Here is a 16,382-nt window from a genome sequence, read left to right as displayed (position 1 = left end):
AATCAGGCGAAAGCTAGATTTGGGATTGGTTTAGGTAACTTCGCCGGGTCTTGCTTAAACCGTTGCGTAACATCCCATAGATCAATGGCAGATTGCATCTGCAACCAACTCTCCGGAGATCCGCCAATTGCCTTTGAGATGCGCATGGCCATTTCCGCACTTACGGCACGTTTTTCAAGCAAGATTTCAGATACCGTCAATCGGCTGACTCCTAAATATTCAGCAAGGGCAGCCTGACTGATTCCGAGTGAAGGCAAAATATCCTCACGTAGAATTGCGCCGGGATGCGTTGGTCTGCGTGAAGGATTGCGCATACTATTTTTAATATTCTTCATTAGTGATAGTCCTCCAAATTAACATTAACTACATCGGAGTCCTTAAACTCAAAACTGATTCTCCAGTTACCAGAAACCGAGACCGCATAGACCCCTTTTCGCTTTCCCTTTAACTCATGAAATCGATATCCTGGCAAATTCATATCATTAGGGCTCATCGACGAATCTAGGCGATCGAGAATCCGCTCTATCCGAGATGCAAACTGCACAGGAATTCCCTTATAACTACCTTTTGTAAAAAATAATTGCAAACCACGATGTTTAAATTGGATAATCATTTATCAATTGTAATGCAACTTATTACATTGTAATGGTATTAATTACAATATGTCAAATATAATTAATTCACTATTTATGCTCTGCTTATTACTTACTAAAAACCTCAGGAATTACTTCAAATAAGGGCATAATCACAAATATGTTGACCAAACCGATTACCAAAGCAGTCTTTCCTGTTGCCGGCCTGGGGACTCGTTTTTTACCAGCTACTAAGGCATCCCCCAAGGAAATGCTCAACGTGGTGGATAAGCCATTAATTCAGTATGCGGTCGAGGAGGCCATTGCTGCTGGTATTACGGAGATGATTTTTGTGACTGGTCGCAGTAAACGTGCCATCGAAGATCATTTTGATAAAGCCTATGAACTTGAAGCAGAACTTGAGGCGAAGAATAAGCAAAGTCTTCTGGAGATTGTGCGCAACATTAAACCCAGCCATGTGGATTGCGTCTATGTCCGCCAAGCTGAACCTTTGGGTCTCGGACATGCGGTTTTATGTGCTGAGAAATTAGTTCGTGACGAACCGTTTGCCATTATCTTGGCCGATGATTTGTTAGATGGAAAAACTCCGGTACTCAAACAAATGGTTGATCTGCATGCCAAACACAACGCTTCAGTCTTAGCCGTTGAGAAAATTCAGCCAGAGCAAACCAAGTCCTACGGGGTTGTGGCAGCCAAAGCCCAAAGTACAGGAATCCATACCGTCACCGGAATTATTGAAAAGCCCGCCACGAAGGATGCTCCATCCAATCTTGGGGTGGTGGGTCGTTATATCCTTTCGTCCTCGATCTTTGGCCACATTCGTAATCTCAAACCTGGTTCCGGCGGGGAATATCAACTCACTGATGCTATACAGACCCTTCTTAAGGATGAGCCCGTTCTGGCCTATGAGTACGAAGGGGTACGCTATGACTGCGGAAGTAAGTTGGGCTACCTTAAGGCCACGATTGAATTTGCACTCAAACATCCTGAACTCAAAGATGAGTTTGAGGCCTATCTTAAAAATCGTTAGGCATTGGCAGGAGATTGTTTCTACCCCTGGATAGGTTCAACATTCCAGCTAGTTTGACAATAGCTTTGAATAACTGATTACTAAGAATCAAAATCTTCTTTAATTGAAGGCTTTGATAAGCAACGCTCATTCATAAAATCATCAGAAACAACGGGTCCATTTAAGAAAAAGTGATCCCAAGTATGTTCGATTGGAGTAATGATTCGTTCATTTCCACGTATACGGATAACAACCCTCTTAACCGCCTCTGGATAACATGCATCACCAGTCAGTGGGATGACTTGGTTTCCATTCTCAGTAATGATGGTGGTAATTACGATGGGCATTTTGTTTTTTTATGAGTAACTTGTTAATCGAACTAGATAACTTTTAACAATGCGCAAAAGACCCGAACAGAAAAATCAAGCGTACTGAATTTCTACCGGATTGGGGCTTGAACCTGTTTTGCTTCCCAAAATCTGATGCAAGTTCCGTAGGCAATTGTCATCCGGGTAAAGACGCACGTCTTCTGGAAACTGGACTAAACAAGCCCCGCCTTTGGCCATCACTGCAGCAGTCAATGGCAGTCCCTTTGGAGGAGTTTGTGGGGCATTCCCCATTGGGGCTTTGACTAGAAATGGATTGATTTGGGCTTTGAGAACCTTCAGATCAATGCCGGTATCTAAATTGAGATGAACGTTTCTAGCAAAACGTAAGCGTGCACCCACAATATCCATCACGCTCTCAGCAACAATTCGTAAACCTCCTGAGAACTTATCGGGGCTTACGTTCACTTTGGCAATTAGTAGCTCGTCTTCTTTGAGCCAAGAGCGATTGGGTTCATACACTTCGCTGTAGAGGGTAAGTTCAAGAGCTGAACTGCCATCATCAATCGTGGCGATCATCATCCGTCCACGCTGGCCCATCAGCATCCGTGACGAGGTAATAATGCCGGCGACCAGTTGATCCTTACCCTCGGTGAGCTTGATGAGTGGCTGGCGTATAAAGTGCGTCACTTCAGGCCGGTAGGCATCAAATAAATGCCCGGTTAAGCATAGACCAAGTGCCGCTTTCTCGTCTTGCAAGCGTTTCTTTTCCGAAAAAGGGAGTTCCTTCACATACTCCGGTGCATGGGCTTGCGCCACATCCTCGGCATCAAAGAGACTTACCTGATGCACCGAGGCTTCGGCTTGCTCGGCGGCTTCAATTGCGCGTGAGAGTGAGGCTAGAAGTGTGGAGCGCGCGTCATAGGTGTTTGCCAAGCCTTTAGCAGCATCGGTCGCAATCGAATCAAATGCCCCCGCCCGAATCAAAGCCTCAATCGCACGGCGATTGACTTGACGGCGATCGACCCGGGCACAAAAATCAAACAGATCTTTAAATGGCCCATTCTTGCGGGCCTCCACAATGATTTGGATTGCCCCTTCACCGGTGCCTCGCACCGCTCCCAAACCATAACGAATCGTACGAATCCCCACGCTTTGGTCTTGATCATTGGAATCTGCAATCGGCGTGAACTCGTACATGCCGGTATTAATATCCGGCGGCAAAATCTTCAAACCATTATGCAGACTATCGTCATACAAGATCTTCACCTTATCGGTGTCGTCCATTGAGAGCGATAAGTTGGCCGCTATAAATTCTGCGGGGTAGTAGGCCTTGAGCCACGCGGTTTGATAGGCTAAGAGCGCATAGGCAGCCGCATGCGACTTATTAAACCCATAGCCTGCAAAACGCTCCATTAGGTCATAGATTTCATCAGCCTTATGCTCGGTGAGTCCATTTTTTTGCGCTCCCTCGCGAAAGATCTGGCGATGCTGCGCCATCTCCTCGGGCTTCTTTTTACCCATCGCGCGCCGTAATAGGTCAGCACCCCCTAAGGAGTAGCCTCCAATCATCTGAGCCATTTGCATTACCTGTTCTTGGTAGACCATGATGCCGTAGGTCTCACGCAACACAGGCTCAATGCGCGGGTCGGGATACTCCACTTTCTGTTGCCCGTGCTTACGTTTGATGTAATCGGGAATGAGATCCATGGGACCCGGTCGATACAGCGCAACCAAGGCAATAATGTCTTCAAAGCGATCGGGTTTAGCATCGCGTAGCATACCTTGCATGCCCCGACTTTCTAACTGGAACACGGCAACCGTATTCCCGCGCTTTAAAAGCTCAAAGGCTTTGGGGTCATCGAGTGGAATATCACTGATGCTCCAATCTTTGTGTTCCGTATGTAGTTTTTGAATCCAACGCTCGGCCCCCGCCAAAATAGTGAGCGTCGTGAGCCCCAAAAAGTCAAATTTCACGAGACCAATAGACTCCACATCGTCTTTATCGAATTGACTGATCACGCCCGCATTGGCATCGCCTCCGTCTTGGGTATAGAGCGGGCAAAAATCGGTGAGTTTGCCTGGAGCAATTAAGACCCCTCCGGCGTGCATGCCCACATTGCGGGTCATGCCCTCGAGCTGCTGTGCAAGCGCTAAGAGTTGGCGCACCTCCTCTTCATTTTTTTCCCGCTCGGCGAGTTGTTTTTCTTCTTTCTTGGCAGACTCAATCGTGACCACTTGGCCTGGCTTAAATGGGACGAGCTTGGCAATGCCATCGACAAAGCCATAGGGTTGCTCAAGTACTCGGCCCACATCCCGAATGGCGGCTTTAGCCGCCATCGTGCCAAAGGTAGCAATTTGGCTCACCGCATCCTTGCCGTACTTTTCTTTCACATAGGCAATCACGCGATCGCGCCCGTGCTGACAAAAGTCAATATCAAAGTCGGGCATCGAGACCCGCTCGGGATTTAAAAAGCGCTCAAAGAGTAAGTTATAGCGCAGAGGATCGAGATCGGTAATCCCCAATGAAAAGGCGACCAAGGATCCGGCACCTGATCCTCTGCCTGGTCCAACAGGCACGCCATTATTTTTGGCCCAGTTAATGAAGTCCGCGACGATCAAGAAGTAACCTGGGAAGCCCATCTGCGCAATCGTGTTAACTTCAAAGCGCAAACGCTCGCGATAGCGGGGCTCAAGGGCCTTACGCTCTTCCTCGTTGGGATAGAGTTTGCACAGATTTTTATCCAAGCCGATCTCTGCTTGTTGCATTAGGTACTGATCAAGTGGCATACCATCAGGCGTTGGAAACTCGGGTAAGCGAGCTTGACCCAAGGTCAGGCTGAGATTGCACATCTTGGCAATCTCCACCGTATTGGCAAGTGCGGCCGGAATGTCCGCAAAGCGCTGGTGCATTTGTGCTTGCGTCAGAAAATATTGTTCTTCGGTAAAGCGTTTGGGGCGACGGGGATCACCCAATAACTCGCCTTCAGCGATACAGACTCGCGCCTCATGTGCCGTGTAATCCTCGGGCTTCATGAACTGAATTGGGTGGGTGGCAACGACCGGAATCTTCAACTCGCTCGCGAGTTGGCATGCAAGCTGAATATGCACTTCATCCTGGGCGTGACCATAGCGTTGGAGCTCCATAAAATACCGTCCACCAAAGACCGTTTGCCAGTGCTTGGCCCACTCGCGCGCCTTGGCCTCATCCCCGTTGAGGAGTGCACACCCCACATCCCCGTGATGCGCGCCTGAGAGCGCAATTAAGCCCTCAGCGAGTGTTTTTTTCTTCGCTCCTTTAGTGCTTGCGGGTAGGGGCTCACTCAACCAATCCGGATGAATCTCCGCTCTTCCATGGCGTTGGTTATGCAGTGACGCTTTGCTTAAGAGTTCGCAGAGATTAAGGTAACCCGTGTGGTTTTGCACCAGGAGCAGCATGCGATGGGGTTGATCAGGCTCTTGGGTGTTGGTTAACCACACATCGGCACCCGCAATTGGTTTGACCCCTGCAGAGCGGGCGGCGGAGTAGAACTTAATGAGGCCAAAGAGGTTCCCCAGATCGGTGAGTGCCAACGCACCCATGCCATCGGAGGATGCGGTCTCAACCGCATCATCGATGCGCACCACCCCATCGGTAATCGAGTACTCCGAATGCAAACGCAGATGAATAAATTGGGGGGCTGCCATATGAGATGATTTTAGCTGTGTGCACCCCCAAATCATGAGCCCGATGACCCACCCTTTAAATCCCCAATTCAATCAAGGCACTAGGCTAAAGGAGGACCAAAAAGGTCATAAACCCTATCGGGGTCGTTTTGCTCCTTCACCCACCGGAGCTCTGCATTTAGGGTCGCTCACCACGGCATTAGGGAGCTGGCTTGATGCTCGTGCGCACGATGGGAGATGGCTCGTGCGCATTGAAGATGTGGATACCCCAAGGACCGCGCCAGGAGCCGATCAATTGATTCTTGAGCAACTCAAAGCCTATGGCCTAGAGTGGGATGAGGAGCCCACGTGGCAATCCAAGCGAACGTCGGTTTATCAAAAGGGGCTCGATCAATTGATCACTAAGGATCTGATCTATGGCTGTCAGTGCTCGCGCAAACAGATTGAGGACGTTTTGCACCAAGCAGGTATCTCAATGAGTCCCAATCAAGAGCTGATTTACCCAGGAACATGCCGCGAGCAACATTTAAGCTTTGAGAATCATGCGCTACGCATGAGACTGCCCGAGAATTGCGTGATTGACTTTGTGGATCAAGGCTTAGGCAAACAAAGCCAAGATCTGAATCATCAAGTGGGTGATTTTGTGCTGCGGCGTGCCGATGGATTATTTACTTATCAGTTAGCAGTGGTAGTTGATGATCAGGCACAAGGGGTTACGCATGTGGTGCGCGGTGCAGACCTACTCAGTAACACCGCACGCCAAATCCATCTGCAGTGCGCATTGGGTTATGAAACGCCCCATTATTTGCATCTCCCGCTGGTGACGAATACTGCAGGTGAGAAACTCAGTAAACAAACTCAGGCAGCAGCCATCGAGATGCATTCAAGAGAAATAATCCTTGCGACGCTCAATCGTGCTGCACATTACTTAGGGATAGCGGATACAACCCTAGCTCACCAAACAAGCGTCGCGCAGTGGTTAGGTGTTGCAACCGAGCGCTGGAAAGATCGACTTGCGAAGGGATGGGTAGCTAAAGTGACTTGCTAAGAGACTGATAAAACCGCCACGTATCCACGCACATGCGCTCAATGCCATATTGGCTTTGCCAACCCAAGAGGGTCTTGGCGAGACTCGGATCAGCAAAACTTTTCGCACTATCGCCTGAGCGCCGCTCCACGATCTCATAGGCAATCGGTTTACCGCAGGCTGCCTCAAAGGCAGCAATCATTTGTAGCACACTGGTCGGTATGCCCGTACCCAGGTTAACGGTTAAGAGCCCAGCGTGACTCTGAAGAGCTTGCAAGGCCAAAAGATGGCCCTCGGCTAAATCATCGACGTGGATGTAATCACGCAAGCCCGTGCCATCGGGTGTGGGGTAGTCTGCACCAAACACTCTTAAGCACTCCCGCTCGCCAATGGCAACTTGGGCAATATAGGGCATGAGATTGTTGGGAATGCCGCGCGGATGCTCGCCAATAAGTCCCGAAGCATGGGCCCCAACGGGATTAAAGTAACGCAAACATGCAATCGCCATCTGCGGTTGAGCCAATGCAAGATCCGCAAGAATCTGCTCGATCATCCACTTGGTGCGCCCGTAGACATTAATCGGCTTTAAGGGGAGCTGCTCGTGGTATGGCGTATCAGGCGAATCACCATATACGGTCGCGGATGAGGAAAATACCAAGGTCTTAACACCTGCTGTTTGCATCTCCTCAAAAAGAACGATACTGCCCAATACATTGTTGTCGTAGTAGCGCAACGGCTCAGCTTGGGATTCACCAACTGCTTTTAATCCCGCAAAATGAATCACGCCATCAATCGCATGAGATTGAAAAATCGATGTAACGAGGGAGCGATCGCGAATATCGCCCTCCACAAAGATCGAGTCTTTACCGGTAATTTGGGTAATACGCGCATGCACACTGCGCTCGCTATTACAGAGATTATCCAAAATGAAGACGCGGTAGTTTTGCTCTAAGAGTTTGACGACCGTATGCGAACCGATGTAACCGAGGCCGCCGGTTACGAGAATGGTTTGAGTCATATGCTTCTAAAAAAAGAATCGAATGCGTGCAGAGGCAATTTGATTGAAATAACCCGAAGAAGACGATTGTAAATCGTAACGAATACTCAACTCGACATTGTCTTTTGTTTTGCCAACCAATCCTAAGCCTGCGCTATATAACCAAGGTGATAACGATAAGCCATTGGTTACAAAGCTACCCCCACCACCAACAAACGCTGATGTAACTTGCACTTGTTGATTGATTACGTTGTATCCGGCCGTTAAGTTACCAACTAACTTCAGGCGATTTGGCAATGCATACTCAGCTTTTGCACCCGTTGTCATTAGCCATTGATTGTAATTTTGCTGACTGACATTGAGGCTTAACGGCCCCGCACCACTTTCGGTGTATGCATTTGACATGACTCCAATGTAGTCCGTACGAATTAATGGAATAAATGTGAAGAGCTCGCTTACACGCAAGTGATGGTTTAAGCCCAAACCTACATGCGATGAGTAACTGTCATAACTTGAGTTTGCCGTCGTTCCCATGAAATTAATTGAACGACTTCCTTTATTTTGGTTAATACCAATATCTGCTTGATAGTTGACAACGGTTGATTGGGTCAGTCGATGATGCCCATAAACACCCAATTGGTAACTATTGATATTGAGAGAGCTTGGAGCGACCGCTGAATTCGATGAAATATTACTATTTGCAAAGACCAAAGCCACTCCCAGGCTGGTATTTGCATTGATACCTCGATCGATCCCTAAAATGACCCCACCAGTATTTGCGCGATATCCTGAAACATTATTCTCTTGATTTTGCTCGGCCCAACTACCGATCGGTTTTAACCAAACCTCTTGATTGCCAATAAATTCTTCTTTGCTAGCCAAGCCTTGTTTGACCGAGACACGTGAGTCAATCACATCATTAAAGTTTTGCATCACCATCGCGGTGGCTTGCGAGCCAGCTCCAACCAAAAGTGGAACTGTTTGGCTGACCCCATTTGATACTTGTTGAGTGCTAGCCATTTGATTAAATGCAGTAAAGACCGGATCCCAGGTCGGCGATGGGGTTGCAGATAGCACTTGCAAGGTTGTAGCAGCATCCAAGGCTGACGGATTATTGTTGCTTTGAACAGCACTCACATAGTTATTGACAGATGACTGGCGAGCGATCAAATCCAAGCTACTCCCTGATACCGCCAATGAAAAGTCCAATAGCGCACTGTTATCGGTGACTGTAATTGCTGCAGCAGTGGCTGCAAGAGTCCCGGTCGCTGAGATAATGCCGCTCATGGTTGTATTGCTTGAAATGGATGGGCTTCCAATCACATTGACATTGACCTGAGCACCATCACTAATACTTGCATTTCCGTTGACACGAAGCTGACCATAACTTGACGCGCCCGCAACCCCCGTTTGAAATGTGGCTCCGCTCGCTTGGCTATAGTTACCTGTTAAGGTTTGGCTGGTTCCGGCGGCAATCGCGAGTGTTCCAGAATTGTTTAATGCCTGCCCAGAATCGGATATGGTCATGGCATTGGCCATTGTGAGACTTGCCCCACTTTGAATCTGAAAACGGCCCACATCAATCGTACCCGAACTAGTTAATGCGCCATTAAGCGTCACTCCACTAGCAACTCCACCGGAGATAGAACCGTCAACTGTATTGGTGGTGGCATTTAAATTGAGCGTATTAATACCAAGAATGACGTGACCATCAATCACCCCGGTATTGTTGATCACAAAACCACTCGCGGTGTTGGTCAAATTTAACGCATGGGTAGCACTCAGAGTTCCACTATTACTAATTTGACCGGTAACCACACCGTTATTTGCAACTTGAATGGCCGATGAGCTGCCTACGATTTGCCCAGAATTATGAATACTGCCACTGATGGTGCCCGCAAGAGTCCCGCCAATTTGCAGGGCCGGTCCGCCTGCCGATTGAATCAAGCCAGAATTGGTGATGGCGTTACCCGAGCCGCCATTGGCAAGAACTCCTTCGACTTGAATACCCGCGGTACTACCGTTAATCGTTCCACTATTGGTCAGGCCGCCCGTTAATGAGGATAGGCTTTGAACCTGAATCCCGTAAGAGCCACGCCCGATCGTTCCAGAGTTGGTGACACCACCGCTGAGCGTACTTGCATAGACACTATCGCCGACGATGAGTCCTATCGCGCCACTCGCTGAGCCACCAATTGTGCCCAGATTACGAATTCCCCCCACTTAAACCGCCACTACTTGTGGCATTTGCTCCGGCAATCCAAATACCGCTGCTATTGGCTTGACTACCAGTAATGAGTCCTGAGACAGAATTCGTAATGCCACCAGTAATCGTTCCGTTTTGCAAACGAATGCCAGAGGTCGCACCCTTAATAGTTCCTGCGTTACGAATACTGCCACTGATGGTCCCAACATAAGACGTACCAATATCGATTCCAGCGCCAGCGCCACTATCAATCGTTCCAGTATTGATAATGCTTGCGCCACCACCACTTCCAGAGACCCGTCCCAGAATTGCAATCGCCGAGGCGCCGCCGGATGAACCCAAGGTTCGCGTCAAAATGCTGCCGGAGTTAGTGATACCGCCCGCAATGGTTCCAAATTCATTGACATAAATTGCAAACTCACCAGCAATTGTTCCAAGATTCGTAATGCCCGAAGAAACTAGTGCCGGCGATGATACGTCGGGACTAAAAACGCTAATTGCGGCCCCCGATCGGCCAGAAGGTCCCCCATAAATCAATCCGGTATTGCGAATTCCACCGGTAATGGTTCCAGTTAGATCGATGCCGTAACTATTCGAAGTTCCAGCAATCGTTCCATCGTTGGTGATGTATCCAAGCAAAGTGCTATTTTGAGCAATGCGAATCGCAGAAGTAGCTGAAATCAATCCTGTATTTGAAATACTTCCTGAGATCGTTCCAGAAAAAGTTCCTGAACCAACCTCAATTGCTGCATCACTAAAACCTGAAATGGTGCCCGAGTTAACGATCGCATTGCCTGAAAATGAATTATTTGCAAGCGTACCTAAAACACGAATCGCTGTTGTGTTTGCGGTAATGGTTCCGCTATTCTCGAGACTATGGGTGAGCGATGAGCCACTATCAATTTCAAGCGCGATATTACCTAGCCCGATCGTTCCAGAATTGGTGATTCCAGGAATATAGATTGCACCACTTAGCGTACCAATATTGGTGCCATCACCAATTTTAATCGCGGTACTGCCAGAGGCGGTACCACCGATCGTGCCCGTATTGCTAATACCCTCCAGAATTCGGCCATTGGCAATCCATAGCGCCTTACTATTGTCTAAGCTTCCAGTAATCGTTCCCGCGTAGTTGCGTAGTGAGGTGAGTGTGCCATTTTGAATATAGATTCCAATATCACCACCGCGGATCAACCCTTGGTTTTGAATGCTGCCGCTGATCGTGCTACTAATGCTGGTAGAGCCAATCTGAATACCGGTAGATGTTCCAGCAATTTCGCCTACTAAAAATCCCGAGCTAGAGGATCCCGAGATAGAGTTGTGAAAGCTACCGATTTGATTAGTCCCCCCATCAAAAACGAGGCCGCGTTGACCCGAAATCAATCCAAAGTTCGCGATCGTACCGATGATGGATGTTGCGCTACCCGCTGTGGAATTGCCTGAGCGAAATGCGTCCCCACCTGAAGCACTAATGGTGCCGAAATTTGATATGACTCGAAACGTCGAAAAATCCTGAAATGTCCCACCATTAATGCGAATTGCTTCGGTCACGCCACTAATTAACCCGTCATTAGTGATCCCACCCGCTAAGTTGCCGTTTGTTAAGCGAATACCAACACCTGAACTAGAGATCGTCCCGGTGTTGCTGATAAACCGGGTCATATTGGTTAAATTAATCGCGTTATTTGTCCCCGAGATGGTGCCACTGTTGCTAATAAATCCACCCAGAGTCCCAAAGGTATTTTGAATACCGTCTGTGGAGCCGCTAATTAATCCAGAATTACGCAATGAGCCAGATGTGAAACTTACGGTGGTTTGCGCAGCAGCGCCTGTCGTCACCTCAATGGCCTGCGATCCAGTGACCGTTAACCCAGGGCTAGCTGGTAGCTCACACGTTCCAGAAATCGTAGCGCCGCCGGTAAAACTGCAATCTGCAGCGATGGCTGGGCTTGGACTGATCGCCGCAATCGAGCCAACCAATAGAGCACCCACGACAAGCGATTGCCCCGCGCTACCCCCGCTATGAGAGCGCGCATTCTCAGCAACAGCAACCAGACAACCGTGGCGCTTACTCCATATCAGTCGATATATCTTGTTCATTTTTAATTAATTGGACTGAGATGAATTCACTGAGTTTTTTAGTAAATCAAAGGATAAACTAGCTACCCATCGAGCGATCTAGGGTTAACCCTTGAATTTTCTGTTTTACAACCTCAATCACAGACGCCCAATTGCCAAATTCCGATTGATTGACGATCTGCATCGATGGATACCACGGTGAGCGGCTTTGATTGCATAACCAGCGCCATTCCCCATCGTACCGATTAAGCAAATACACCGGCTTATGAAGTGCACCAGCGAGGTGCGCAACTGCCGAATCAACTACAACTACTGCATCCAGATTTTCAATAAGTGCTGCCGTATCCGCAAAATCATGAAGCTCTGTGGTCCAGTCCAACCAAGTGGACGAATCGAGACGACGCTCATCCATCTCCCGATCCCATTTTTGTAAACAGATCCAATCAACATGATCCATCGCCAAAAGTGGGGCCAAGGCATCAAAGGGAATGCTACGACGCGCATCGTATTGCAAGGTTTTTCGGCCAGACCATGCAATACCGATCTTCAATCGATCCGAACGGGTTTGCTGCACGCGGCGTTGCCAATACTCTTTAAAAATAGTGGGGACGTATAAATACGGGGTGTCAGCCGGGATGGTTTCAAGTCGCGTTTGAAAAATGCGGGGCAAGGACAGTAGTGGTACGTAAGCACTCCATGGATCTAGACGAGCTGGTATCAAAGAGCGAACATCCACATTTGGGAAGGACCATTCCATTAAGCGCCGCAAAGCGTCAGGCACATGAAAACTAATATGCTGAGCTCGCGTTTGCAGTTGATGCAGGTAACGGCAAAACTGAATCGCGTCTCCAAACCCCTGCTCTGCCAACACGAGAATCCCCTTCTGTTCTACTCCTTGTGCCCCATCCCAGACTGGGAGCGCAAGATTGGGTTTGACTTGCGTTTGATTGATTGCCTCGGCTGAACCCGTCCAGCGCAATTCATAATTGTCCCAACCCGCTTCCCACTCGCCTAACTTGAGTTGCAAAAGGCCCAGATTCAGTCTTGCCATATCCGAGCCTGGTTCCAATCCAAGCGCATCCTCAAAAGCCAACTTCGCGTCCTCATACAGCCGCATGTCTTGCAATAAAAACCCGAGGCTATTGAGGGCTCCAGGAAAACGTGGTGCAATAGCGATCGCTTCTCGATAGCATTGGTAAGCGCTCGCAAATTGATTTAATTTGTAATACGAGATTCCTAATAAATGCCACAGCTGCGCCATTTCAGCAAGCGAACTGCCAGTTTGCACCTCCGATTGTAATAACTCAATCACAGCAAGATGCCGTTGTTGATTTTGAAAGCCACTTGCCAAACCTGCAAGAGCCATCAAGTAATTTGCCCCGCCCTGAGGATCAATCATGTGTTTGAGATTGTTTTTGGCCTCTAAAAAATTGGGTCGCGCTTGGAGGGCCAACTCCGTGCAGGTACGGGCTGCCTCGAATTGCTTACGGTGATACAAAATCGAGCCCTTATTGCATTGGGCTTCTGCATGGCTGGGGTTAATCTGCACTGCCATGGCATATGCCTCATAAGCCTCTTCAAATAAACCACGCCGTTGATAGACCGACCCCAAATTATTCCAAGCCGGACCATGGTTTGGCTGCAAGCGCGTAGCCTCAATCAAAGCTTCCTGCGCTTTAAGATCGTCTTGCAAGTCCAGATACACGCTCGCAAGGTTGTAATGGGCTACTGGATCGTGCGGAAAATGCGTGACTGCAAATTGAGCCCAATGCAAGGCATCGGCTAACTTTCCCAAGCGCCGATTAAGCTCGGCTAAATTCAATATAGTGGTGGGATCTTTTGGGTCTCGCTTGTGAGCTTCTAAGGCATATTCTAAAGCGTGATTTAAATGGCCCTCCATAAGGGCAATCAGGCTTAAGCGCTGCCACACCTTGGCAGGAGATGCGCGCTCATGCATGAGCGTCTCATAAATGACCTTTGCTTTGCCATACTCCTGAGCTTCAAAGAGGCGATCGGCCGCCTCTAAGGATGCAGGGATCGCAGGGGGTGAGGATGGTTGTGCCATGGCTCTTCTTGATCAATCGCGTCAATAGCGGGCATTGAGGCGCAATACACACGAATGCGCCCCATCGATGGTGATGAGATTATAAGCGGACACCTGATCCCCAAAATAGCGATCTCCAATGCCTGGGTCATACTGCGCTAACCAAGGAATCTCACGCAGCTCACATCGCCCCCGTACATATTGAGGCGCTTCTCCGCCAGTGGCGATGATGCGATCGTGCGCGCCAAGCGTTACTTTCTTGCGCCACAACTCTACAGTAGCGATGATCTCTTCCGCATTGGCTAAGCGCGAGCGTGACTGGGTCCGCACCCGAATTAATGGTGATTGGGAGTAATCGCTCAGGAGCGCAAGCTCCATGGGCGGCGGCAAACGCAGTGGCTGCGGTAAATGCCGCTGCAGGTATTGCAAACCCAAGACCAAGACCTCTAAGCAGTGATACTTCAAAGCCAAGCTGTGCATGAGCCCCCAATCAATCTGGGTTTGGTATTTATGCAAAATTAAGCGAGCATCGCAAACCCAGCGCACCGGTGGAAGATGATTCCATGCCACCCCGTGCAAGATGGTGGTTAATAAATTCAAGGTGGGATTGAGCACTGCAAAGGTTTGGCCTTGCACCACAATCGCATGCAACTCCCCTAAATCGGCAGGGTCGTAAATATCACTCACAAAATCTTCACACGGTCGCCAATGAACATCCACCATCGCGCCGCCGGGATGGCGATAGGTGCTTGCGTATTGAAAGCGCACTCGCGGGGCAATGGGTGGATCATCACTGCTCCAGCCAAGCCGAGTGAGTAGTTGATGCGTGGTAGCCACTTCGGCGGGCTTAATCAGAATATCCAAATCGGCCATGGGCCGCGATCCTAAGTCGCCATAAAGATCAAGGGCATTACCAATCCCCTTTAACAGCACGAGATCAATTGCTTCGTTTTGAAAATGCCCCTGCAACTCCAAAAGCGTTGCCAGGCGTGTGGCATTTTCAAAAAAACTTTTTTTCCAAACCCCTTTTAAAAGCGCCCGATTGGATCCGTCAAGCGCCACCATATCGGTCTCAAAGCGTTTATGCAAAAACGGCAACAAGCGATTTGCGCCCGCATCCAATCCGCTAACGGGATTTACCTCTACCAACTTAGCCCAACGCGAACTCAGCTCCGCACGCGGTACATCAAAAATGAGTTGCAATAGCGCTTCGTGCTGGGGACTTGGCCAAGCCGCTCCCTCATGATTTTTTGGAATAAAAATCCCCATCCACTCGAGCGCTGCCGGATGAGTCGCCACTTGCGCTTGCCAACGTTGGGCAGCAGGATAGTAGGGATTAAGCGCGATGGCCGCCAAGGCCGCGGCTTGCGCTGCTCGCGGATCATCGGGTTCTAAAAGCTGTGCCTTCAAATAATGAGCGCAAGCATTATCTTGCCAGGTGGTGTGCGCCAAGCGAGCTAGGACTTCAGAGGAACTGATGCGCTTGGCATCAAGCGCTTGGCGCAACTCGAAGTACGCCAAGGCCGATGGCAAACGGGCATCGTCTTTAAAGTGTTGACTAAACCACTCGACTCCTGCCTCAAATAAGGCAATCTCATGTTGGCAAAGCGCATAGTCGAGATAACTCAGACACTCCGTCCAAGAAAGCGCCTGCTCGGCCATGAGCGCTTGGGCCATGATGTTGGCATCTGTCCACCGGCCCTGCTTCATAAAGATCCGATAGCGATACAAATTCACAAGAGGCATATCGCTTGCTTGACGAAATTCCGCTTCATGCAAATAGCGATCCGCCAAGGTATCAAAGCCGTTGACAAGCTCCGCTAGCCCCAAAGCCGCAAAGGCATTGGCATCATTGGGAGCAAGGTGTGCGGCCCAGCGGGCCACTACCAAAGCCATGAGGTAATCAGTTTTGGCAATGAGATCTTCTACGCTACGTAATGTTTGCAGTCCTAGCTCGGCTTCAAAATCCAACGCCGGCATATGCGGATCCGCTTTTGCTAAAAATGCAAAACATGGCAAATGCGTGGCCATGGTCGTAAATGGATGGGTCTTGATTTTTTGCAGCACTCTATCACGCGGGGCATCGGCACTCAGAAGCTCCATCATTTGTGCCAGCACGTGAATCGGATGCTGCGCTGGGGCGGCCGCGACAACTGCTAAATTCCATTTTTGCCAAAGCGTGGCGTAATCACTTTGAGCAAAGAGGTATAAAAGCTCCTCGGCATAAATTCCTTGGTCTGAAGGATCCTTGGCGAGCGCTGCATCAATGAACCATTGGGCTTTGGAAAATTGCGCTTGGCGCAAGGCAAAATGAGCTGCCATCACCTGCGCAGTCACTGCACCATCGCTGCGTTGCAATTGCTTGGTGATGCGAAGCGCTGCATCGGCAAATTGCCCGTGGTGGCATTCATCCATTAAGGCAAGGTATTCGGGCC

Annotated in this window: 11 protein-coding genes; 2 read left to right on the top strand and 9 right to left on the bottom strand. The window is 49.2% G+C overall.

What is annotated here, in order from left to right; translation table 11 throughout:
* Nucleotides 1-2: 2 nt before the first annotated feature.
* Together AOC32_RS01995 and AOC32_RS01990 are read right to left on the bottom strand one after the other, a co-directional pair.
* On the bottom strand, nt 3-335 hold the full coding sequence (locus tag AOC32_RS01995; RefSeq protein ID WP_108507891.1) for a HigA family addiction module antitoxin: 333 nt from the start codon (nt 333-335) through the stop codon (nt 3-5).
* The gene (locus tag AOC32_RS01990) at nt 335-613 is read right to left on the bottom strand and encodes a type II toxin-antitoxin system RelE/ParE family toxin (RefSeq protein ID WP_108507890.1); all 279 of its coding nucleotides are present in this window, start codon (nt 611-613) and stop codon (nt 335-337) included. The genes AOC32_RS01995 and AOC32_RS01990 overlap by 1 nt, the downstream gene beginning before the upstream one ends.
* Before the next feature lie 140 nt (nt 614-753).
* Between AOC32_RS01990 and galU the strand changes: the two genes are divergently transcribed.
* Nucleotides 754-1,623: a UTP--glucose-1-phosphate uridylyltransferase GalU gene (galU, locus tag AOC32_RS01985; RefSeq protein ID WP_108507889.1), complete on the top strand. Its 870-nt coding sequence runs from the start codon at nt 754-756 to the stop codon at nt 1,621-1,623.
* Nucleotides 1,624-1,703: 80 nt separating this feature from the next.
* Here the strand turns inward: galU and AOC32_RS01980 are convergent, their stop codons facing one another.
* Complete coding sequence (locus tag AOC32_RS01980; RefSeq protein WP_234409776.1) at nt 1,704-1,949, bottom strand: AbrB/MazE/SpoVT family DNA-binding domain-containing protein; 246 nt, start codon at nt 1,947-1,949, stop codon at nt 1,704-1,706.
* A 75-nt stretch (nt 1,950-2,024) separates the two neighbouring features.
* Complete coding sequence (gene dnaE / locus AOC32_RS01975; RefSeq protein WP_108509292.1) at nt 2,025-5,615, bottom strand: DNA polymerase III subunit alpha; 3,591 nt, start codon at nt 5,613-5,615, stop codon at nt 2,025-2,027.
* A gap of 34 nt (nt 5,616-5,649) precedes the next feature.
* On the opposite strand from dnaE, the gene gluQRS reads away from it, so the two are divergent.
* On the top strand, nt 5,650-6,642 hold the full coding sequence (gene gluQRS / locus AOC32_RS01970; RefSeq protein ID WP_234409775.1) for a tRNA glutamyl-Q(34) synthetase GluQRS: 993 nt from the start codon (nt 5,650-5,652) through the stop codon (nt 6,640-6,642).
* Here gluQRS and galE read toward each other — a convergent pair.
* Genes galE through AOC32_RS01945 form a run of 5 tightly spaced genes read right to left on the bottom strand, consistent with a single transcriptional unit; the run spans nt 6,626 to nt 16,362 of the window.
* Entirely contained in the window at nt 6,626-7,639 is a 1,014-nt protein-coding gene (galE, locus tag AOC32_RS01965) for a UDP-glucose 4-epimerase GalE (protein WP_108507888.1), read from the bottom strand. The two genes, gluQRS and galE, sit on opposite strands and share 17 nt — an antisense overlap.
* Before the next feature lie 6 nt (nt 7,640-7,645).
* A complete protein-coding gene (locus AOC32_RS01960) occupies nt 7,646-9,841 on the bottom strand; it encodes an autotransporter family protein (RefSeq protein WP_108507887.1) in 2,196 nt (731 codons plus the stop codon).
* Nucleotides 9,825-11,924: an ESPR domain-containing protein gene (locus tag AOC32_RS01955; RefSeq protein ID WP_108507886.1), complete on the bottom strand. Its 2,100-nt coding sequence runs from the start codon at nt 11,922-11,924 to the stop codon at nt 9,825-9,827. Before AOC32_RS01955 ends, AOC32_RS01960 begins: the two co-directional genes overlap by 17 nt.
* A 58-nt stretch (nt 11,925-11,982) precedes the next feature.
* On the bottom strand, nt 11,983-13,968 hold the full coding sequence (locus AOC32_RS01950) for a tetratricopeptide repeat protein (RefSeq protein ID WP_108507885.1): 1,986 nt from the start codon (nt 13,966-13,968) through the stop codon (nt 11,983-11,985).
* Between the two features lie 21 nt (nt 13,969-13,989).
* Nucleotides 13,990-16,362 (bottom strand): nucleotidyltransferase domain-containing protein, encoded by a 2,373-nt coding sequence (locus AOC32_RS01945; protein WP_108507884.1) that lies wholly within the window; start codon nt 16,360-16,362, stop codon nt 13,990-13,992.
* Nucleotides 16,363-16,382: the final 20 nt, after the last annotated feature.

Origin of the sequence: Polynucleobacter acidiphobus (genome assembly GCF_003065385.1) — a bacterium.
Classification (GTDB): Bacteria; Pseudomonadota; Gammaproteobacteria; order Burkholderiales; family Burkholderiaceae; genus Polynucleobacter; species Polynucleobacter acidiphobus.
The sequence above is the reverse complement of the archived record's forward strand: the minus strand, read 5'-3'. Positions and strand labels throughout refer to the sequence as shown.